Origin of the sequence: Evansella vedderi, assembly GCF_030813435.1 — a bacterium.
Lineage (GTDB): Bacteria > Bacillota > Bacilli > Bacillales > Salisediminibacteriaceae > Evansella > Evansella vedderi.
In genome coordinates, this window is record NZ_JAUSUG010000001.1 from 379,378 (window position 1) to 400,490 (window position 21,113).

Genomic DNA, 21,113 nt, shown 5'->3' on the forward strand with positions numbered 1-21,113 from the left:
TGGGGAGTTATGAAGATAGCCTGTTTTTTTCTTGTTTATTTAGAAGTGGTAGGGAGATAACAAAGGTGGTGCCATTTCCTGAGCTTGAGTGCAATTGAATGTTTCCATTGTGATTTTCTATAATTCTTTGAACAATAGTAAGTCCTAATCCTGTGCCGGTTTCTTTAGATGTTGTAAATGGGTTAAATATTTGCCCTTGGATTTCTTTTGGAATCCCAGTACCAGTGTCTTGGATATAAAAGTGGTAATGGTCCCTTTCTATTTTTGAAAAAAATAAGATTGTGCCCTTTCCATTCATCGCTTCACTGCTATTCCTTATAATATTGTGGAGGACTTGCTTGATTTGCATCTCATCCATCATCAATGTTGTATCCTCTATATTAATGTTGAATTGTAGTTGTTGATTAGCAGTAGATTTTCTGTAAAGATCAGTTATCTCTAGGATAATATCTCGTATTTTCCCTTCTTTAAATTTAGGTGCCCCTGGCTTTGCGACCATTAGCATTTCTTCGATAATGAAATTAATTCTCTCAAATTCACTTAACATTAATGGAAAGTGGAATTTCCTTTGATCTTCCGTGGAAAAACTTTTTTTCAACATAGAAAGTAAGCCGTGTACAACTGTCAATGGATTTCGTATTTCATGGGCAGCACCTGCAGCTAGTTCACCTAGGAGAGCCAATTTCTCCGATTGATGCATCCGTGTCTCCATTTCAGAAGTATCCGTTATGTCAATAAAGAAGAAAATTCGGCCGATAGGGTTTTGATGCTGGTTATAAAGCTGTGATTGTGAGACAAGCAGCAGAAATGTCTCGTCATGGGATATATAAGTGACTTTGATGTTCTGAAAATTTTCTTCCGTTGAAAAAATCGACCAGAACTCTTTATTTTTTATTTGTTCTTCTGTCACTAATTGATTGATTTTTGTTTTATTACAATTTAAAAGAGTTTCGGCAGTAGAGTTTAGAAAAATTTCAGAAGGTATACTGCCCACCGTTATGATGCCAACTGGAAGTGAATTAAGTATCTGCTCTTGATAATTCTTTTCGTTAGACATTTGATCATAAAGATGAAAGTATTTGTAAAATGCTAGGGACGTTAAAATAACCACAAAAGAAAAAACAATAGTTCCGAAAATAGAATAGCTTTCTAGTAGCATAGCAAGTATAAATGCTAGTGCTAATGTAATAACGTAGTTTAAAATTGCTTCTTTTCCAACTTCTTTCATAACATCAAGAAGCGGTGGAGAGGTTGGAAGACGCAACTGAAAAACGATACTAATCATGATGATATTAATGGAAAAATACACTGCCATGGAGAGTATATAGGGAAAGGAACTGGCTAAATGCAATATACCAGTTTCACCACCGACTAAGATAAAAACGTAGTGTGCAACCGTAATAGTAATAATAAACATGGCTATATTAAATATATGCTTCCACCACTCCGTAACCCTGTCGATAATGGCAAAAAGGATACTCCCTGCTATTAACACTGCCAAGGTCATTTCCAAACCATACATAAAAAGAATCGCTATGTAGATGGCAGAGTCCATCGAAAGGGAATTTCGATCAAATGGAAGAATAATTCGATATTTATTTAAAAGGACAACGGCATTCGTTAACAGTAAAAATAGAGCCCAATCTAACATAGTAGGATTTGGAATATAAATGTCATGTAGAAAAAATAGACTCCACCCTATTACAGCAACTAGAAATATGTAAATGTGAGCCTTAGTAAGTCTACTAAATAATGAAAAATTTGACATCCTATTCCCTCCTATCACTATCGATTATTCAGGCTGATACTTTATTAATTCTAAGGTAATAAGTCCTATTAATCAACAACATAAGTGTGGAAGAAATAAGTGGAGGGAAGCGCATTGAGGACGAATTAATTAATAAAGTTTATTAATAGAATATACCTCTTCCAAGCCTAAAACTAACCAACCACCTAAGGAATTTACTATTATTTTGACGAAGGTAGTCGAATTCCCCTTGCTGTTATGACTTTTTGGTAATAATTTTACCTTTTCTTTAAAGTACCTTGAACAAGTAATTAATTCATGGTTAACTAAACTAAAGTCAGAAAATTACGATAGTTAATTAATTAATTGATAATTCCTAAAATTTACATAAAGGGGTGAGGAAAGTGACGACGTTCACTGATTTATTAAAGGCAAAGCCGATGAATTTAATTGTCAGCCTCCCAGAAAACTCCATGGAGTTAGTTAAAGCAGCTTCTGATGGGGGAGCGGATGTCATAAAGGTCCATATGAATGTGGAGCATCGTGCAAGTGGAAATTCCTTTGGGACCTTAGAGGAAAATAAAGATTTTTTTCAACAAATGAACCAACTATTTCGAGGCCCCACCGGAGTTGTTCCTGGCGATTTACCAGAAAAGGTAAAACCGGAAGAAATAAAAAGTCTAAAAGAGATAGGATTTACTTTCTTATCTATTTATTCACATACAGCTCCAGCCTGGCTTCTTGAAGATAACCACTTAGAAAAAATGATCGCATTATCCAACGAATATACCAACTACGAATTACACTCTTTCAACAGCGCAAATATTGAAGTACTTGAAGCTTCTGTAATGAAACCAGCAGCCTATGGTACAGAATTAAGCCTCCAAGATCTACTTCATTACCAATATCTTATTTCTCAAGTCAATCAACCTATCGTTATCCCTACTCAAAAAAAAATACAGCTAGAAGATTTAAAAGCATTATATAAAATTGGTGTTCATGGTCTTATGATTGGTGCCGTTGTTACTGGTAAAACGGCTGATCAAATCTATGAAACAACAAAAGCGTATAAACAAGAAATAGATCGATTAAGGATGTGATGCCCAAGTGGTCATAGATGAACAATTTGACGTGGTCGTTGCTGGAGGCGGGCCATCAGGAATTACTGCTGCTATAGCCTCAGCAAGATCCGGAGCAAAGACACTGCTTATTGAAAAGTATGGCTTTTTAGGGGGAATGGCTACAAATGCGTTAGTTGGACCTCTTCAAACCTTCCATGCAGGTGAAAAGCAAATTGCTAAAGGGATTGGGGAAGAGGTAATCCAACGTTTAAAACAAATAGGTGGAACTCCAGGGCATGTGAGGGATATGATTGGTTTCGTTCCAACTGTTACCCCGGTAGATGTGGAGAAATTAAAATATATTTATCAAGAAATGGCAGAGGAAAGCGATGTAAAATTGCAGCTTCATACCGTAGTTACAGGTGTTGAATTAAAAGAAGAAGGGACTTTGAAAGCCCTTCAGCTTTATAATAAATCCGGTCATTATAAAGTGCAGGCAAAGGTATTTATTGACTGTACTGGCGATGGTGACGTCGTAGCAATGGCTGGAGTTCCCTATGAGAAGGGACGCCCAAAGGACGGTCTCGCTCAACCGATGAGTATGATGTTTCGGATGGGAAAGGTAAACCTAGAAAAAGTGAAAGAATATATGAGAAATAACCCGGATGACTTTGTTTTAGCTAAAGACTGGGACTCGTTCCCAATGGTGGCTGTTTCAGGATTCTTTAGCCTTGTTAAAAAGGCGAAAGAGGAAGGGCGGTTTACTATTGACCGTGATAGAGTTCTCTTATTTGAACTCCCCACAGAAGGGGAAGTTTCCGTTAATATGACAAGGGTTATTCGCTATGATGCCACAGACGGTCAGGCCTTAAGTAAAGCGGAAATTATCTCAAGAAGACAGGTAATGGAGGTTGTCCAGTTTCTTCAAAGGGACGTTCCAGGATTTGAAGAGGCGATTTTAATCAATTGCGGCACACAGATTGGTGTACGGGAGTCTAGAAGAATTATCGGCGAATATGTCCTCACAGGGGAAGACGTCGTTACTGGTAGAAAGTTTGATGATGTCATTGCATTAGGTTCCTATCCTATTGATATTCACGCCCCCGATGGTGATGAAATAAATGTCATTCAGATGGAACCGGGAACGATTTATGATATCCCATACCGCTCCATTTTGAATAAAGAAGTACCGAATCTTTTAGTTGCTGGAAGGTGCTTATCGGCTACGCATGAAGCTTTAGCATCTGCACGGGTAACCCCTACTGCTATGCTTGTCGGTCAGGCGGCAGGGACAGCTGCAGCAATAGCCGTCCATGAAGAACAGCTTCCAAGAAACATCTCTATTGAAAAATTACAGCAATCCCTTAGAAAACAAGAGTGCTATTTAACAGAAAAAGAAATTGAGGAGAGTTAATTATGATTAAAAAGGGAGGAGACCAAAGTTTTGTAAGAATCCATAACCAGAATTTAATTCTGGAAGAAATTCTAAAGAAGAAACAAATATCACGTGCTGATCTGGCAAAAAGCCTAAACATCAGTGCACCAAGTATCTCTAGTAATGTAGAACCTTTGCTTCGAGCAGGTATCTTATATGAGAGGGGACTTGGAAAATCTGCAGCAGGCAGAAAACCGATTATGCTTCAGTTTAATTTTAAATACGGCTATATATTAGGAATTGATTTGAGTAAGGGGAGAATTGTAAGTGCCCTTAGTGATTTATCTGGAAAACCTGAAAAAATTACGAAGGGACAAAGAACAAAAAATGTGGTTGGTCATGATTTAATTAACATGATTGAAGAGCATATTTACATGGTCTTAAACGAAGAAAAAGTACCACCTACTTCTGTTCTTGCTATTGCTATTGCCTCTCCAGGAATTTTAATGAATCATCGTCATATCAGGCTAGATCCTGAACAAATTAATTGGCAGGATGTAAATCCAGCCCTTATTCTACAGGAACGATTGAATATCTCTGTCGTCTTAGAAAACGACATTAATCTAGCTACATTGGCAGAATACCAAAGTCTTAAAAAATATGAGCGAACAGAAAATATGGTTTTTATTAGCATTGGAAGGGGACTTGGCTCTGGTCTCATTATACATGGGGAACTTTACAAAGGTTCCTTTGGTGGAGCAGGAGAAGTTGCCTTGATGTCCTCTTCAGTAACAGATCAGAATCTACAATATTATGAAACGATTCTTTCGTTAGATGCATTAAGAAATGCAGTATTAGGAACTAGAGCCGGTAGTTCAGTTTCCATTTATGAGGAGGACGATGAAAGGTTTTTAGAGTATGTTCTTGATTTACTTTCCAAAGGAGATGCTTACGTTCACCAAGTTGTAGACAAATTAGCAAAGCATATTGCAGTTATGATTGCTAATGTTTCTGCTCTGATAAATCCTCAGTTAGTAGTAGTAGGTGGAGAGTTAATGGCCTTATCAAATTATCTATTCCCAAAAATTAAGAACGAGGTTTATCGAATCTATCCCTTTCCTATTGAAATGAAGGTTTCTGAGGAAGTGGAGCATGTAGGTCTATATGGGTGTCTTGCAATAGCTAAGGAACGGGCTATAAGACAATTAATTCATTAGGGCTTTATACCCTATGAAAGGGGGAGATAGAAAAAGAGTAAGAATATACACTTAATAAGGTTTTTAGATGGAGCCTGTGACGCGGATAAATCAAAAGGGGGAAGGAAAAGTGAAAAAGTGGATAGTATGTATGCTCACGGCAGTTCTTCTAGTCGTAGTTACAGCTTGTGGCGGGGAAGGTACTTCTGGAGATGGAGAAACTGAATTAACCATTTGGGTTGCCGGTAACAGTAACCAAATCCAAGAAACGTTCCGTGCGATTATTGATGATTTTAATGAACAATATGAATCAGAAGGAATTACGGCAAATGTTCAATTTGAACCATGGGGGGAGCTTGATCAAAAGCTCAGCACCTCTTTAGCTGGTGGTGTTGGACCTGATGTATTCATGCATGGTGCGGCAGCAGCTGCTGGCTTTGCAGCGGGAAATCAGATTGAACCATTAAATGCCTACTTTGACGATTGGGCTGATTACTCGGAATTTAATCCGGGTTATTTAGAAGCCGGCGCCGTTGACGGAGACTATTATGTCGTCCCTATTCAAGGGGCTAACCGGATGATGTTCTATCGGGAGGATATCTTTCAAGAAGCAGGAGTGGAGATTCCTGAAACCCTTGATGAGCTTCTAGAAATAAGTGAGGCATTTGTAGAAAGAGACGGATCCCGTTTCGTGCGAGCAGCTACAACATTACCAACGGAAGGAAATGATTTGCAGCAAATTTGGAGCGCATTCCTCTGGTCCAATGGGGGAGACATTTTAAGTGAGGATTTCTCAGAAGCTGCCATCAATTCAGAGGAAGCAGTAAAGGCCATAGAGTTCTATAAAGCCTTCTTTGATAGAGAATTGACCCCAATAGCTGGAATGGGAGGTCAGGGGGATCAGCATCCTCTAGGTACTGGAGAAGTAGCCTTTACATTCGATGGTGTATGGGCGATTGATCAAATTTTAACTTATACTCCAGATGCCTATGAACATATTAAGGTAGCAGCACCTCCACGAGGGTTAGAGGGTACAACTACACTTGTTGGTTCATCTGGATTCTTTATGAATGCCAATTCAGATCATAAGGATGAGGCTTGGAAACTAATGTCCTTTATTGGTAATCGAGATAATATCGAAAAGGTTTCTTCAGAGCTTAAGTTCTTACCTGTAAGATTAGATGTTGCTGAAGCAGATTTTGTTAAAGAAGATCGTCTCTTCTATGAATTTGTTCAGCTAACGACGGAAGTGGATGGGAAGGCGAATCCGAACGTACCTCGCTGGACTGCTATCCGTGATATCGTCGCCGCCAATGTGGAGAAGGCAATATACGGTCAATTGACTCCACAGGAAGCGGTTGAAAATGCAGAAAAGGAAATTAATGAGGAAATAAACCGATAAAAGCTTTTCAAGGGTGATGTAGATGACTGAAAATTCGGTCATCTAAGTCACCCTCCTAACTAATTATTTCATTAGGGTGATGACCAGATGGCCAATAACGAACCAAATATACCAGTCAATACTCCTTCCTCTCCTCCTCCGTCAAAGAAAAGCTATTTTCAAAGGAAAAAAGAATATTGGGGGAGTACGCAAAACAGAAAGAGGGCAATTGCAGGCTACACGTTTATTGCTCCGGCTTACTTATTGTTTGTGGTCTTTCTATTTATACCAGTGATATGGGCTTTTTACTTAAGCTTTACAAGCTATACCATTTTTACCCCAGGAGAAATTGTTGGTATCAATAATTATCAGAGGTTAATGAACGATAATGCCTTTCGCAACGCCCTTTGGAATACAACCTATTACGCACTAATGGTAATACCATTAAATATATCCATTTCCTTATGTCTTGCACTATTGGTGAATAGAAAGATGAGGGGAATGAACTTTTTTCGGGCCGCGTATTATGTGCCTGTTGTAACTTCCATTATTGCAGCATCGATGATTTGGATGTGGCTTTATGACTCCAATAATGGACTAATCAATTATGTACTCATTCAGCTTGGTTTTAATCCACAAAGTTGGTTAAATGATCCTGACCTCGCCCTTCCGGCATTAGCGCTTATGCGTGTATGGAAAGGGGTGGGGTGGAATATGGTTATTTTCTTAGCGGGACTACAATCCATACCGAAAACATTGTATGAGGCTGCCTCTATTGAAGGGGCAGGGCGATGGATGAGCTTTTGGAAAATAACGTGGCCTCTTTTAGCACCGACTACATTTTTCGTTTTTGTTATGGCAACGATCAGTACATTCCAAACCTTTGGGGAAATCTATGCCATGACTTCCGGTGGACCTGTTCAATCGACAACTACTCTAGTGTATTTGATTTTTGTTTACGGATTTGAGCGATATGAAATGGGCTATGCATCCGCCATTGCATTTGTCTTATTCTTTATTATCTTAACGCTTACACTAATTAATATGTTCATTACACAAAAGAAGGTTAACTATGATCTATAAGGAGGGAGAGCATGACTAGAAATAGTAGGGATGTAAAACAGGCGATAAATAAATTATGGTTATTTCTTCTTATGTCAGCCATTGCTATTATCATGCTTTGGCCTTTCATTTGGATGACGGTTACCTCTTTTAAGCCCAACACAGAAATGTTTGCATACCCACCAACGATTATTCCGAATGAAATTATTTTTGATCATTACGTCGCTGCATGGAAAGCGGCACCGTGGGAAAGGTTTTTCTTTAATACGGCATTTGTTGCCGGGGTTATTACCTTTAGTTCCTTATTTTTATGTGCCATAACAGGTTATGCCTTTGCAAGACTAGAGTTTCCTGGAAGGAACTTTCTATTTATATTATTGCTTGCTTCTATGATGATTCCTTTCGAGGTAATGCTTATACCATTGTATTTAATTATTGTAAATTTCCCATTTACAGGAGGCAATGGCATATGGGGTGGAGGTACGGGATTATTAAATACTTACAGTGCCTTAATTGTGCCAAGGTTACTCTTTCCTTTTGGAGTATTTCTCATGAGACAATTCTTTTTAACATTGCCAAAGAGCTTAGAGGATGCGGCCCGAATTGATGGTTGTTCTGAATTTGGTATTTTTTGGAGGGTGATGTTCCCTTTAATCAAACCAGCCTCTGCTACCCTTGTCGTTTTTGTCTTTTCTATGATGTGGGATGATTTCTTCTGGCCGTTAATTGTTATTAATGACCAAAACTTAATGCCTGTACAATTAGGGTTGCAAAGCTTCCAAACTTCTCAGTACACCACGGATTGGGGACCGCTTATGGCCGCCACTGTATGGGTATCGTTACCGATCATTATCGTGTTTATTTTTGCTCAAAAGTATTTTATGAACATTAATATTAGCTCTGATAAGTAATGGAAGGTAGGATAAGATGAAAAAAGTCGCCATTTTGCCCTTAGACAATCGACCGTGCTGTTATGATTTCACAGAAAGCTTTGGTAAGTGGGGAGCTGTACAAGTTTTTCAGCCTCCTAAAGAGATAATTGGAGAATTTACTTATTTTGGTGACACGGAGAAAATTAGTGACTGGTTAAAAGAAACAGCCCCCAAAGTAGACGGGATGATCTTATCTATTGATCAGCTTGCATACGGAGGGCTCATCCCATCAAGAATTATGGAAAGAGATTTAGAAACATGTAAAGGAATTGTTGGCATCATTAAACAGCTTAGAGAGGATCACCCTCATTTATTGATTTATGCAGTGAATGTTTTAATGCGAATTTCCATTACTACGAAAAATAAGCTTTTCACCCAATATTGGAAGCAGGTATTTGCCTACTCTCAGCTATATGACCGACTCCATCGTCTACAAGAAGGAGAGGTAGAAGGGGAACTTAAGGCTTTGGAAAAGCAAATTCCTAAGGAAGTGCTTCAAGAATATTTAGATGCAAGAGAAAGAAACCATCACATGAATCAGCTGATGATTGATTGGGTAGCAGACGGAACCATAGACTTTTTAGCAATTACACAGGAGGATGCCAGTGCAGTAGGCATGCATCTTATGGAGCAAAGAACCCTTGTTAAGAAAGTATTTGAGTTGAATGTTCAACGGAAGGTACTGGTGTATCCAGGGGCTGACGAAGCAACCCAAACGTTACTTGCTAGGATGGTTCAATATTGGGAGAACAGCAGGATCAAAATTTATCCGAAATATGCTTCTTCGTCAGGTAAATTGGAGGTTGCAAAGTTTGAGGACCGTCCTGTAGAGGAGAGTGTCACTAGTCATATAACCGCGGCAGGTGCATTAGTAGTGGATGAGGTTTCTGAAGCCGACCTTGTTTTGTATGTGAATACGCCTGTTGGGGGAGATATTGATGGGAACCACCCTTTAGAGGAAAAAGCCCATTTTAATTCCCGTCACCCGTTGCTCTATTTAATAGAATCTATTGAATATGATCTTAAACAGGGAAGAGCTGTTAGTGTAGCAGATATTAGCTTTCCAAATGCATCTGATGTAGAATTGGTACAATTTTTATTAACGGAAAATTTATTTTTTTCATTGACCGCTTATGCAGGGTGGAATACGGCAGGAAATACGTTAGGAACATGTATTACCCAATCGATTATCTCTATTATTGCTCAACGGAAGCAGGGGGGGAAGGAAGCTCTGGAACAGGAGCACCTTTCTTTTATGATGGAGCGCCTAATGGATGAGTGGGCTTATCAAGCGAACGTACGAGGGAAAGTGAATTTGGACATAACGGATCGTTTAAATGTAGATGGGACGAATTTAGAGGGGAAATATGAGGAAGTAAACCAACTAGTAAAGAAGGAAATGATTCCTTACTTTAACCGGCTAGTTAGTTATTTGCCAATGGGACCTGTTTCTGCTAGGGATAATTGGAATCTATCCCTTTGTGAGCTGCCATGGAATAGGACGTTTGAAGTTAGAGTGAAGGTAGGTAAAGGGAGTTAAATGTTATAAATAATCCAAATATAGCGGTGCTAGTAAGCGGATAGAGAAAATGGCCCCTCTTATATCACGGAGATGGTAGATATGAAGGAGGAGGAAAATGTTAAAGGAACGAAATGGGAACTATCTTTTATATAATCAACGATTAAAAGTTACTCGGCTTGATAAGAACCTGGAAATCGCTCTTGAAGCCCTCGATAAAAAAGAAATCGTATCCCTATTAAAAAGCTATATTCATCAAACTTCTATTCATCGATCAGCTGATATGGATAGAAAGGAAAAGTATTATTATTTAATGAGTTTGTTTATAGCTTTTATACAAAAAAAGGGCTGGTATATCCATGAAGTCCTTTATACTAATGACATTTACAAAATAGATAGGAAGGAGATCACTAGTCATCACGAATTAGTTAACGTCTTTGAAGATATTAGTGATAAAATCTTACAAAACATTCAAAAGGATGGTCAACCGCAAAATAAACTCGTTCAGCAGGTCATCTCCTTTGTAGAAGAGAGGATTTATGAAGATATATCCTTAAAGGATGCAGCAGAGAGTATTTATGTAAACTCCTCCTATTTAAGCCGTCTCTTTAGTAAAGAGGTAGGCATGTCCTTTTCCCATTATGTTATGGAACGGAAAATGCTTTTGGCAAAAACACTGCTGCAAAATGGGGATAAAATATCTGTTGTTTCTCAAAAGCTAGCTTATAAGGATGTTAGTTATTTTACAAAGGTTTTTCGAAGATACTGGGGAATGACACCAAGAGAAATGCTTACAACCGTGAAAACAGAAGGGGTAAAAGCTGCATTTAGTTAAATATTGTGGGTGAATATGATGATCAATAAAACTGTTTGTTTATGGATAGACTTTATGGCAAATGACAAAATGCTTTTTTCAGAAAAGGAGCAACACCGGATTTTTCTAGAAGCAAAGGAAAGTGGGATCAAGGAAATTGTGATTGATGGAAAAATTCCTTATGGCTTTACAACCTATCTTTCCCATTCAGCTCCTCATGTTTCTTCCTTTTCTGATGGAAGGTACGATAGTTGGAAAGGAAGAGACTTAGTCAGGGAATTAATTCATAGAGGTAGAGAATATGGACTATTACTATGGGTGAAACTGGATATTTTCACAGAAGGACATAAGGATTTTAAAGATAAGTTCTGGGATGAGAAAAAGAGCTGGGGTGTTACCTTCTTACAGATGGAAGGCGGGGGAAGTTCTCATAAAGGTGAACAAGGAAATATAAAAACAATGTTTGTTAACCCCGCTCATTCTGAGGTGCAGCACTATGAACTTGGAATCGTGGAGGAAGTTGCCAAACAATACAACCCCGATGGTATTATTCTAGATAGAGCACGATACCCTAATAAGTTTGCTGATTTTAGTAAGGAGTCTTTACAGCAGTTTTCAAACTGGGTAAGACTACCGAGAGAGGTTGAGGGAAGGGAAATCCTTTATTATGATGAGGGTGAAAACTGGTGGAGAGAAGGAAACATGTACCATGAGTGGGTCATTTACAGGTCTCGAGTAATAAAGGAATTTATCGTCAAAGTAAAAGAGCGGATCCAGTCCGCCTCTCCTCTCACGAAATTGGCCCTTTATACAGGTGCTTGGTACGAGACTTCTTATGAAGAAGGTTTAAACTGGGCGAGCTCCAATCATATGCTAGATAAAATTCCTCATATATGTAAAGGGGACCTATATTGCTCTACTAGTTTAGCAGATGAGGTAGACCGTATTTTTGCAGGCTGTTATTATCCGGAAATTTATCGTTTACGGGGGACTGGGGGGGCGATGGTAGAAGATACGGTGGAAGGATCTATCAGTAGGGCAAAGGAACTTATAAATGGAGCATGTGAGTTATATGGTGGATTGTATTTATTGCATTACCATAATGATGAGAAAAAACTAGAGCAGGCCATGGAGGTAATCATGAGCCATAGCGATGGTGTGATGCTATTTGACCATATCTATTTTAAGAAATCTGTTTGGGAATTAGTAACAAAGTTTGTGAATAATAGAGTGTGATTCATTCAACCAGCCGCGACTTTATGAAGTAGTGACAAGAAATCAGGATTATTCTCTTGTCACCACTTCTTCTACTATCTATATAAAAACTCCCTCAAAATTACTTAACTTTCATTTTCTACGTTATTATTAATTTGGCCATGGATATAGCTTCGGCATGGTTTAAAGTGAAACTTTTTATAGTAATCAACCAGTATCGTCCAATCAATCTCCATTTCTTTAACTCCTTCCAGTTGAAGGATTTTTAAGGATTCTACCATGAAATAAGAGCCGACTCCTAAACCCCGGTAATCCTTATGGATCCCCACTGGTCCTAAGCCGCCAAAGGAAGGGTTATGTAGCTTTCCCCAGTAGACACTAGGTATCCAAAAGTTATCTCCTTTCGTATGAACATGGGCAAAGCCAATGACTTTTTCCCTATGGAAAAGTCCGATAAGTGAAGAGATGTTTTTTTCATAGGTTAGAGACCACTTCGTATCCTCAAACCATCTTAAACTATAATTTTCCTTCAAATGTTGAAAAAGTGGTCCTTGGTCTTTTGGGAGGAGACGCCGAACATGGTATTCTTCATCCAGAGGTGGGGATGTGTAATGGTACTTGGTAATATCACAGTGAAGGTCGTAGGCTTCACCACTCAGGTTAAAGCCATGTTTTTTGAAAAAAACTTGTGCCTCCGTTAACTCTTGGGGAATGCCAGGAAAAAAATGATGTGGATCCGACCCTATATGGTATTTATCATACACATTACCCTTATCACCTAACGCGTGTTTTATCATGGCACTGCCATATCCTTTTTTCTGATAAGCGGGGTGGACAACAATGCAAGATATCCATAAACTGCCCCTTCCACCGAGGACCCGAAAAGGATCACTTTTAGCAATTAAATAACCAACTACTGTATCGTTATCTATTAATAGGGACGACCGCTCTAGATTCAAATACAATGGATGAAAAACGTTCCGTTCAAATAATTTCTTGTTAAGTGGAAAATAGTCAGACAAAGTTTCATTCCAAAGATGAACCATTTCCTCTAAGAAATTTCTAGCATTCCATTCATATAATGAATATAATTTAGCTGTCATAGACTTTGACTCCCTTGCTTTAAAATCGTAACAGGGGGAGTGCCCTTTGGCTCGACCTTTCCTTCTATGATCTTTTTAAGTCCTTGAATAACATGGGAGGTATTACTGTAACAAGCTATATACGTAATCTCTTTATCTGAAATCTCCTTATAAATTTGCGGGTTCCACAAAGATACAACGATAATATTTTTTGTTAGTTTGCTAATTTCCCCTATTAAACTATTCCACTCTTCCCTCAAGTTGCGTCTTTCATTGATGAATAGGATAACCTGTTCGTTTGGCAATATCCTGTCAACCATTTCAGTTGTATCCTTAGAAGTTGGGACATTGTTTTCTAAGGCGATTAATTGATAATGCTCTTCTGTAAAGGTGGCAGGACAAGGGTTTTTCCGATCACCCATATAATTCTCGTCGTTTAATGTTTTTTGATAGATGAGAGTACATTTGGCAGGGGGAATGGGAATGAGCCTCCTGTCATCTTGAATAACGGTAATCCCTTCACAGGCTATTTCCTCCATGAGTTGGTGAATGGAATCATCATTGCAATAGACTATAATATCCTCAACAGTAGAGTTGAAATCAGGTTTCACCCACTTAGATTTATACTTTAAATTCCTTTTATATGCTGTATTGATAAGGCTAGGATCTAATTCTCCCCCCTCTACAGCATCAACTGCTGCATCAATCATCTTAAATTGATTTTCATAGCTTTGCCCACAGGCTAAGATAATGTCAGCACCAGCTTGTAATGCCATAACAGTTCCCTTTTCTCTTCCAAAAAAACGAGAAATAGCCTCCATTTCCATGGAGTCGGTAATAATTAGTCCTTCATAACCAACCCCTTTTCGTAAAATTTCAGTTAAGAATTCGTTACTGAGTGTTGCTGGCTTATCAGGGTCAACATGAGGATAGACGATGTGAGCTGTCATAATTGCCTCTAACCCATTCTTCATAGATTTGTGAAAAGGAACTAGCTCAAATTGATCCAATTCCTCTATCGATTTATTGATGGTAGGTAGACTTAAATGGGAGTCAAACTCCGTATCTCCATGTCCGGGATAATGCTTGCCGCAAGCCATTACTCCTGCATCGTGAAGCCCTTTTATGGCTTCCATTCCCATTTTTGTCACCAGTTCCTCCCTTTCCCCAAAGGACCGGGCTCCAATAACAGGATTCTCTGGGTTGTTATTAATATCTAACACAGGGCTGAAATCCATATTAAATCCAATACTTCTTAACTGACGTCCCATGTGGTAATGGGCGATATAGGATTTTTCGGGGGTGTTTGTCGCGCCGAGAAGCATATTTCCTGGCGAAACGGCCATGTTTTCCCATAAATAAGAGATACCACCGCCCTCCTGATCAATCGAGATCCATAGGGGGGGTCTACCTGAACCCTTTGCATAGGCTTGAATATCCTTTATGAAATGAATGATCTTTGAAAAATTGCGCAGGTTCCTTTGAAAAAGGATAACACCGCCAATATTATAGTGAGAAATGGCTTTTTTTAATTCCTCATCTAATTCATCCTTTTGCACAGCAATAATAAATAGTTGACCAATTTTTTCCTTTAAGGAAAGGGAAGTATTCATAATAAACCTCCTTTGAGGGTGACTTAATAGGTAATAAGAACATAAGAAAACTATGTTTTAATACATTGCTTATTTTTAAACGATAATTTTTCATTTATCGTGGTGTCTGTAAAGAAATGGGGGGTTAAGTCACCCTCTAAATATGGATTATCCCATCAATTTTAATAATTTAACTTCAGCTTAATATGTGTTACATCTACTAAATTATCATTGTGTGTTCCTGTAGTAGGTTCTGGGTCAACCCAAGTCTTACCACCGTCAAAGGAGAATTGGAAATGAGTAGATTGTCCTTTAACCGGTTTAACTGGTACCGAGTTTCTATTAGCGTTTTCTGATATTTTATCGTGATTTGTTACTAGTTTAGGCTTAATATAATTACTAAATAGTGGTGCCACTGCTTCATAATGCGGGTCATAGGCCAATCCGTTTTCATCAAAGTAAGTTGGGTCGTACAACCGGTCTGGAGTTGCACCATAGTGTCCAACAATCATCCATTGTGGGCGATCAAGGTAATTAAGGTCTAGGAAATACTTCGAATAGATCACATGGTTAGCAGGAACAATTTGAAAACCACCCATTACATTTATGTCCCATGTAAATCCATGATAAGGTGAGACGGAAAGGTCTAATACGCCCCCATGGTTTGCTCTAACATAACCTGCTTCAGCATATTCGGATCCACCAAAGCGTCCAGTACCTTCTACACGTTGTAAAACAGTCGCAATGGGCTTGGAGAAGCCGTTTTCATAATGTAAGGTTATATCTCCGCCCACTTCATTTTCAAAAATAATGTGAGATGCGATTCCATTTTCCGTATAGGGCTTGTAGACTTCAATTTTTATGTTTTCTGGAGCGGAGTCATCATCATTTTGACGATAAAATTCATCGATCGTTTCCCAATCTCCATTTTCATTTAAATATTTAACTGGAGAGCCAACGTATGCAGAGGATAGTCCCCCAAAAAGTCCTTCACCACCGGGAATATCGGTTGCAATTCGACCAGGATGAGGCCCCATACCGGCTTTAAAATACTCACGATCTGGAAGAAGGGATATTAGACGTGGCTTCCAGACTGCATCTCTTCCTTTTTGTGCCTGCTCAGGGTCATAAAAATTGTCAGGAGCTACTCGAAGATGCAAGGCATTTACTGCTGTTGCCGTTACGTTACCTGCATTGCCATCAATGGAACGGGAGAACTGGGCAGCCCAAAAGCCGTCTGCAGCCTGATAGGTACTTTCCGTATGACGAACGACATTTCCTAAATGAGTGATTGTTCCGTCAGGATCTTCTCGGTATATGGTACCGTTTTTGAAGTTTTCAATAAAAATGCTGTACTGAAGTGTATAATTAGCGTTATTTTCTTCGTACACCTCTTCGGGAATACTAGATTTAATAAAATTAGAGCCTGCCAAAACCGATGACGTTACGAACATAAATAAGACAAGAAATATCATGGATTTCTTTAACATATCATGTCCTCCTTTAACTAGATTTATAGACAGTATATAAAATAGATTCGGTATATTGTTAAAATGAAGGAGGAAAGTCATGAAAGTACTGATTATGGAAAAGAAAATACTCTTGGGGTTAGGTGCATCCTTCTTAACTTTGATTCCTAAACTTTCCATTTAGAGGATGTTTTTGTATAATGACTGTAGTAAATTGCAACAGTAGGAGTAGTGATCATGGGTATTAAAACTTTGTTTATAGCGCCGTATCGAGGTTTAAAGGAATTAGCTGCAACCTTGGCTAGACAGCAGGATGACCTTGATATTTATATAGAAGAAGCAGATTTGAGTGCAGCCCTACCAGTAGTGAAGGCTTATGAAGATAAAGGTGTCCAGTTTATTATAAGTCGTGGTGGTACTGCCAAAATCATCAGCAAGTATACGAATGTTCCTGTAGTTGAAATTAAATTATCCGGTTATGATATTTTACGTACTTTAACCCTCATTAAAGACTATAAAATGAAGGTACATATGATTGGATTTCCAAACATTTGTAATGACGTATTGTCCATTGCCAATTTACTTCATATAGATATTTCTTATACCGTTATTCAATATAAAGAAGAGGTTGCTGATGCTGTAAAGGAAGCATGGGGAAATGGAGCCCAACTGATATTAGGTGATACCATTACCGTTAATACGGCAGAAAGCTTTGGTTTACAGGGGATGCTTATTACTTCAGGTAAAGAAGCGATTATGGAGGTTTTTGACCAAGTAAGGCAGATGAATAAGGTGATGGATCAATTGGAAAAGGACTATTCCTTGTACAAGGAGTTTCTCCATCACATGGATGAGGGGGTTCTCCTATTTCAGGAGAGTGGCGAGATTCATTATGCCAACCCTGTTTTTCCGGAAAAAGTATATAACAGAAGCATAGAAATGAGTGAGCTTACTATTTTTGACTTGCCAGAGGAATTTGTCCAGCTGCTGCCGGATGTTTTCCAACTACAAAATAGGCAAATCCTAAACAAGGCCATGGCTCTCCAAGGGGAGGAATTTGTGGTGACAGGGGGAAAAATAACTAATAACAGTGATAACTATTTTTATTTTAAGCTTCAAGAAAAGAAAGGAACGACTGCAAAAAGTATGGAGGTCATAAAAGACAGAATAGGGAGAACCTCCTTTGCCCAACTAGTGACAAGCAGCAGTAGTATGAAAAAAGTATTGCAAGAGGCTAAGGAAGCGGCAGAGGGCACGGAGGATGTAATTCTTTTTGGTGAAAAAGGAGTAGGGAAGAGGCTGATCGCCGCTTGTATCCATTGGGAAAGTGAACAGGAATTAGGGGAATTCGTAGAAATGAAAATTCTCGATGGTTCCGGAAATATAGTAGAGGAGATAGCCCCTATCCTTTCATCCGTCAAAGGAACTGTTTATGTGACTGGGTTTGAGAAGCTAACTGTTGATCAGCAGGAGGAAGTTAGGAAGCTGTTTAGCTTTTTAAATGAATGGAGGGTTATCTACTCTTTTCCGTTTCATCCTGATGTTGCCCCTAATAAGTTGTCAGGTAGATTTGTTGCACAAATGAAAGGGAAGACAATCTATATCCCTACATTAAAGGAAAGGGCAGAAGATTTGGAGGAACTCATTCGTCTTTATGTTGCCAATTACAACAGCTACTTTGGAAAACAAATAGTTGGGATAAGAAAAGAGGCACTGGACCGACTACGGCATATGCACTGGAAGGAAAATGTGGAACAGTTGAAAAGAGTAGTGAAAGAATTAGTAAGTCAATCTGATGGGGATTATATTGAAGCTGATTTAATCGACTCCTTTGTCACGGATGAGGAAAAGGCTTCCTCAGGGGCAGGAAGGATAATTGATTTATCAAAAACATTGGAGGAAATTGAAAAGGAAGTGATTCTTCATGTCCTCCAAGAGGAAAATATGAATCAAACAAAAGCAGCAAAACGTTTAGGAATAAATCGGACAACCTTATGGCGAAAGATAAAATAGAGTTGCAAAATGCAACTCTATTTATTTTTTAAATTATTTTTCACAAATCACTATTGCAAAATTAAACTTTAATATATATAATTACAAATGTAAGCGCATTAGAGTTTGTCTAAGAAAACACAAGTGTTGTATTTTAAAACAATTGTATTCCGCCTAGATAGGTGGGGCTTAACGAAATCATAAATTTTATAACGTTTTCAAGTGCAACGTGCGCAAAAAAATATAAAGGAGTTTTTACAATGAAAATTAAACAAACGTTGGATCGTATTCCAGGCGGTATGATGGTAGTTCCTTTATTATTAGCTGCTACTATTAATACAGTTGCTCCCGAATTACTTCGTATCGGAAACTTTACAGAAGCATTGTTTGTAAACGGGGCAGGAACGTTAATCGCCTTATTCTTACTTTGCGCTGGTGCACAAATAAATGTTCGAAATATTGGTGTATCTGTTGGGAAAGGGGCAACCCTTCTTATTGTAAAATGGATCGTGGGTGCTGCAATCGGTTTACTAGCTTTTGCTATGGCAGGTTCTGATGGATTGTTCTATGGACTAGTACCAATTGCCATTATTGCTGCCATGACCAATAGTAACGGTGGATTGTATATGGCGTTAGTTGGGCAATACGGGAAAGCGGACGATAAAGCTGCTTACTCTGTATTAGCTTTAAATGATGGTCCTTTCTTAACAATGGTTGCCCTATCTATCTTTGGTGCAATGGGCTTCGTGGAAGGGATGTTCTCCCTCACTTCTTTCGTATCGGTATTACTTCCAATCGTAATTGGATTTGTATTAGGTAACTTAGATGGAGAAATGAGAGAGTTCTTAAGTAAAGGCAGTGACATGTTAATTCCATTTTTTGCCTTTGCGTTAGGGATGGGGATTAACTTCCAAGCAATCATTACTGGTGGTTTATCAGGAATTGTAATTGGTGTATTAACCGTTCTATTGACAGGTTCAGCAGCTTACTTTGTTTTCAAAACGTTTAACTGGAACCCAATCGTTGGTGCGGCAGAAGGATCTACAGCAGGTAATGCCGTTGCTACACCAGCAGCCATTGCGGCAGCGAGCCCAGCCTTTGCGGCGAATGTGGAACTAGCGACCGTTCAAGTTGCAGCAAGTGTTGTAACAACTGCTATACTACTACCAATTTTCGTGGCATTCTTAGTGAAACGCTTAGAAAAACAAGGAAAAACAGCCAGCACGGATTTTAGATAAAAACTTACTTTAATAGAATAAAAAAAGGGAACCATTCATTAACTTGGATGGCTTTCTCTTTTATTATGAAACTATGTCAAATGATTAACTTAATCTATAAACAGCATAATCATAGTGTTTTTTATAGAGAGAGAAGGGGTGCAAACCATGAAATTAGCCATTATCGCAGATGACTTAACTGGAGCAAATGATAGTGGGGTACAACTTGCCAAGTTTGGATTAAAAACGTCTGTGTTATTTGGATTGGATGAACAGGCTGTTCGGAAATCAGAGGCTGTAGTCTTTGATACAGATAGTCGTTCTATCGATAGGGAAGAAGCTTATAAGCGAGTGTATGAAGTAGTAGAGTTTCTAAAAAAGCAAGGAATAAATAAAGTCTATAAAAAAATGGATTCTACCATGCGAGGGAACATTGGTAGGGAGGTGGATGCCCTTTACGATTCCTTACAGTCTGATTTTGTTTTCATCGTTCCGGGGTACCCTAAAAATGGTCGGAAGGTAGTCCGTGGCCACCATTATCTTAATGGAATTCCGTTAAATGAAACAGAGATTGCCAACGATCCGAAAACACCTGTTAAAGAATCGCATCTTCCCACTTTATTAAAAGAACAGACTAGCAAATCAATAGGTCTAATCGATATTGATATGTTACGTAAAGGTCCGGAAGCGGTTCAGCAGCAATTGGAAAAGTTCACACAACAGGGAATTACTTATGTTGTGGTGGATTCAGAAACGGAAGAGGATCTAGAACGGATCTTAACTAATACTAAAAGTCTCCGTTTTTCTGTTTCTTGGGTAGGTTCAGCCGGTTTAGCTAATTATCTTCCTGCTTTTTACGGGATGGAACAAAGGGAAAAGCAATTGACCATTCCTGAGAATAATCTTCCTGTTCTAACCGTTGTGGGTAGTGTAAATAAAAATTCCCGCCATCAATTAAATGTGGTATTGAAAAAACAAGGGGTCGTTGGGATTCAAGTGGAATCATACAAAGCTGTTTCCGATCTAGAGGTAAGAAAAGGGGAAAGGCTGAAAGTCATTGAGGAAGCTAGAACGGCGGCTCGTAAAGGGCTTGATGTAGTTATTTACTCTACTGGAGAGGAACGAGATATTGATAGAGCGAGAAAAATTGGTAAGGAAAACGGCTATAATTTTACAGAGACGAGCAATGAAATTGTAAAAATGCTTGGAGCCATTAGTGCCGAATTAATTGAGGAAAAATTGTTTCAGGGTATTGTCATGACTGGTGGGGATACAGCGAAGCAAGTGTGTGAACTATGGAATGTAAAAGGCTTTTATCTTCATGATGAACTGGAGATCGGCGTTCCTATCTCTACGTTTATAGGGAATGATAAGATTTATGTCATAACAAAAGCTGGTGGTTTCGGGAAGGACACCGTGTTCGCTCATGCTATTGATAAATTAAAAGGGGTGCTATAAA

The 21,113-nt window shown here is 38.7% G+C and carries 16 protein-coding genes; 12 read left to right on the plus strand and 4 right to left on the minus strand.

The genetic code is table 11. The features are described 5' to 3' along the window. Window positions 1–7: 7 nt before the first annotated feature. Window positions 8–1,768, minus strand: a complete 1,761-nt coding sequence (locus tag J2S74_RS01835) for an ATP-binding protein (protein WP_307321068.1) — start codon at window positions 1,766–1,768, stop codon at window positions 8–10. A gap of 383 nt (window positions 1,769–2,151) precedes the next feature. Here J2S74_RS01835 and J2S74_RS01840 point away from each other — a divergent pair, with 383 nt between their 5' ends. The 9 genes from J2S74_RS01840 to J2S74_RS01880 all read left to right on the plus strand — a co-directional run bounded on the left by J2S74_RS01840 (window position 2,152) and on the right by J2S74_RS01880 (window position 12,323). Next, window positions 2,152–2,847, plus strand: coding sequence for a hypothetical protein (locus J2S74_RS01840; RefSeq protein WP_307321070.1), 696 nt, complete (start codon window positions 2,152–2,154; stop codon window positions 2,845–2,847). Window positions 2,848–2,854: 7 nt separating this feature from the next. Next, window positions 2,855–4,222: an FAD-dependent oxidoreductase gene (locus J2S74_RS01845; RefSeq protein WP_307321071.1), complete on the plus strand. Its 1,368-nt coding sequence runs from the start codon at window positions 2,855–2,857 to the stop codon at window positions 4,220–4,222. A 2-nt stretch (window positions 4,223–4,224) separates the two neighbouring features. Then, window positions 4,225–5,400, plus strand: a complete 1,176-nt coding sequence (locus tag J2S74_RS01850) for an ROK family transcriptional regulator (RefSeq protein WP_307321074.1) — start codon at window positions 4,225–4,227, stop codon at window positions 5,398–5,400. Between the two features lie 109 nt (window positions 5,401–5,509). Continuing rightward, window positions 5,510–6,781, plus strand: coding sequence for an ABC transporter substrate-binding protein (locus J2S74_RS01855; protein WP_307321076.1), 1,272 nt, complete (start codon window positions 5,510–5,512; stop codon window positions 6,779–6,781). Window positions 6,782–6,868: 87 nt separating this feature from the next. After that, entirely contained in the window at window positions 6,869–7,843 is a 975-nt protein-coding gene (locus J2S74_RS01860) for a carbohydrate ABC transporter permease (protein WP_307321079.1), read from the plus strand. An 11-nt stretch (window positions 7,844–7,854) separates the two neighbouring features. Continuing rightward, window positions 7,855–8,733: a carbohydrate ABC transporter permease gene (locus J2S74_RS01865; RefSeq protein ID WP_307321081.1), complete on the plus strand. Its 879-nt coding sequence runs from the start codon at window positions 7,855–7,857 to the stop codon at window positions 8,731–8,733. 16 nt (window positions 8,734–8,749) lie between these two features. After that, on the plus strand, window positions 8,750–10,294 hold the full coding sequence (locus J2S74_RS01870) for a DUF4127 family protein (protein WP_307321084.1): 1,545 nt from the start codon (window positions 8,750–8,752) through the stop codon (window positions 10,292–10,294). A 97-nt stretch (window positions 10,295–10,391) separates the two neighbouring features. Further along, window positions 10,392–11,108 carry a helix-turn-helix transcriptional regulator gene (locus J2S74_RS01875; protein WP_307321086.1) on the plus strand — a complete coding sequence of 239 codons (717 nt, stop codon included), beginning with the start codon at window positions 10,392–10,394 and terminating at the stop codon, window positions 11,106–11,108. Between the two features lie 15 nt (window positions 11,109–11,123). Then, complete coding sequence (locus J2S74_RS01880) at window positions 11,124–12,323, plus strand: alpha amylase family protein (RefSeq protein WP_307321431.1); 1,200 nt, start codon at window positions 11,124–11,126, stop codon at window positions 12,321–12,323. A 104-nt stretch (window positions 12,324–12,427) separates the two neighbouring features. Here J2S74_RS01880 and J2S74_RS01885 read toward each other — a convergent pair whose 3' ends face one another. The 3 genes from J2S74_RS01885 to J2S74_RS01895 all read right to left on the minus strand — a co-directional run bounded on the left by J2S74_RS01885 (window position 12,428) and on the right by J2S74_RS01895 (window position 16,466). Continuing rightward, complete coding sequence (locus J2S74_RS01885) at window positions 12,428–13,405, minus strand: GNAT family N-acetyltransferase (RefSeq protein ID WP_307321088.1); 978 nt, start codon at window positions 13,403–13,405, stop codon at window positions 12,428–12,430. Then, window positions 13,402–14,997, minus strand: coding sequence for a beta-N-acetylhexosaminidase (gene nagZ / locus J2S74_RS01890; protein WP_307321090.1), 1,596 nt, complete (start codon window positions 14,995–14,997; stop codon window positions 13,402–13,404). Before nagZ ends, J2S74_RS01885 begins: the two co-directional genes overlap by 4 nt. A gap of 161 nt (window positions 14,998–15,158) precedes the next feature. Beyond that, window positions 15,159–16,466: a hypothetical protein gene (locus J2S74_RS01895; protein ID WP_307321093.1), complete on the minus strand. Its 1,308-nt coding sequence runs from the start codon at window positions 16,464–16,466 to the stop codon at window positions 15,159–15,161. Between the two features lie 216 nt (window positions 16,467–16,682). On the opposite strand from J2S74_RS01895, the gene J2S74_RS01900 reads away from it, so the two are divergent. The 3 genes from J2S74_RS01900 (at window position 16,683) to J2S74_RS01910 (ending at window position 21,112) form a co-directional block, all read left to right on the plus strand. Then, the gene (locus J2S74_RS01900; RefSeq protein ID WP_307321095.1) at window positions 16,683–18,458 is read left to right on the plus strand and encodes a sigma-54-dependent Fis family transcriptional regulator; all 1,776 of its coding nucleotides are present in this window, start codon (window positions 16,683–16,685) and stop codon (window positions 18,456–18,458) included. Window positions 18,459–18,697: 239 nt separating this feature from the next. Next, window positions 18,698–19,675 carry a 2-keto-3-deoxygluconate permease gene (locus J2S74_RS01905; RefSeq protein WP_307321097.1) on the plus strand — a complete coding sequence of 326 codons (978 nt, stop codon included), beginning with the start codon at window positions 18,698–18,700 and terminating at the stop codon, window positions 19,673–19,675. A 147-nt stretch (window positions 19,676–19,822) separates the two neighbouring features. Then, entirely contained in the window at window positions 19,823–21,112 is a 1,290-nt protein-coding gene (locus J2S74_RS01910) for a four-carbon acid sugar kinase family protein (protein WP_307321098.1), read from the plus strand. The last annotated feature ends 1 nt before the right edge of the window (window position 21,113 follow it).

Bases quoted from the DNA above. Each gene is read 5' to 3' on its own strand.
- J2S74_RS01895 (WP_307321093.1), bottom strand. From the start codon at position 16,466: ATGTTAAAGAAATCCATGATATTTCTTGTCTTATTTATGTTCGTAACG.
- J2S74_RS01870 (WP_307321084.1), top strand. From the start codon at position 8,750: ATGAAAAAAGTCGCCATTTTGCCCTTAGACAATCGACCGTGCTGTTAT.
- nagZ (WP_307321090.1), bottom strand. From the start codon at position 14,997: ATGAATACTTCCCTTTCCTTAAAGGAAAAAATTGGTCAACTATTTATT.
- J2S74_RS01910 (WP_307321098.1), top strand. From the start codon at position 19,823: ATGAAATTAGCCATTATCGCAGATGACTTAACTGGAGCAAATGATAGT.
- J2S74_RS01860 (WP_307321079.1), top strand. From the start codon at position 6,869: ATGGCCAATAACGAACCAAATATACCAGTCAATACTCCTTCCTCTCCT.
- J2S74_RS01850 (WP_307321074.1), top strand. From the start codon at position 4,225: ATGATTAAAAAGGGAGGAGACCAAAGTTTTGTAAGAATCCATAACCAG.
- J2S74_RS01880 (WP_307321431.1), top strand. From the start codon at position 11,124: ATGATGATCAATAAAACTGTTTGTTTATGGATAGACTTTATGGCAAAT.
- J2S74_RS01900 (WP_307321095.1), top strand. From the start codon at position 16,683: ATGGGTATTAAAACTTTGTTTATAGCGCCGTATCGAGGTTTAAAGGAA.
- J2S74_RS01905 (WP_307321097.1), top strand. From the start codon at position 18,698: ATGAAAATTAAACAAACGTTGGATCGTATTCCAGGCGGTATGATGGTA.
- J2S74_RS01875 (WP_307321086.1), top strand. From the start codon at position 10,392: ATGTTAAAGGAACGAAATGGGAACTATCTTTTATATAATCAACGATTA.
- J2S74_RS01885 (WP_307321088.1), bottom strand. From the start codon at position 13,405: ATGACAGCTAAATTATATTCATTATATGAATGGAATGCTAGAAATTTC.
- J2S74_RS01865 (WP_307321081.1), top strand. From the start codon at position 7,855: ATGACTAGAAATAGTAGGGATGTAAAACAGGCGATAAATAAATTATGG.
- J2S74_RS01835 (WP_307321068.1), bottom strand. From the start codon at position 1,768: ATGTCAAATTTTTCATTATTTAGTAGACTTACTAAGGCTCACATTTAC.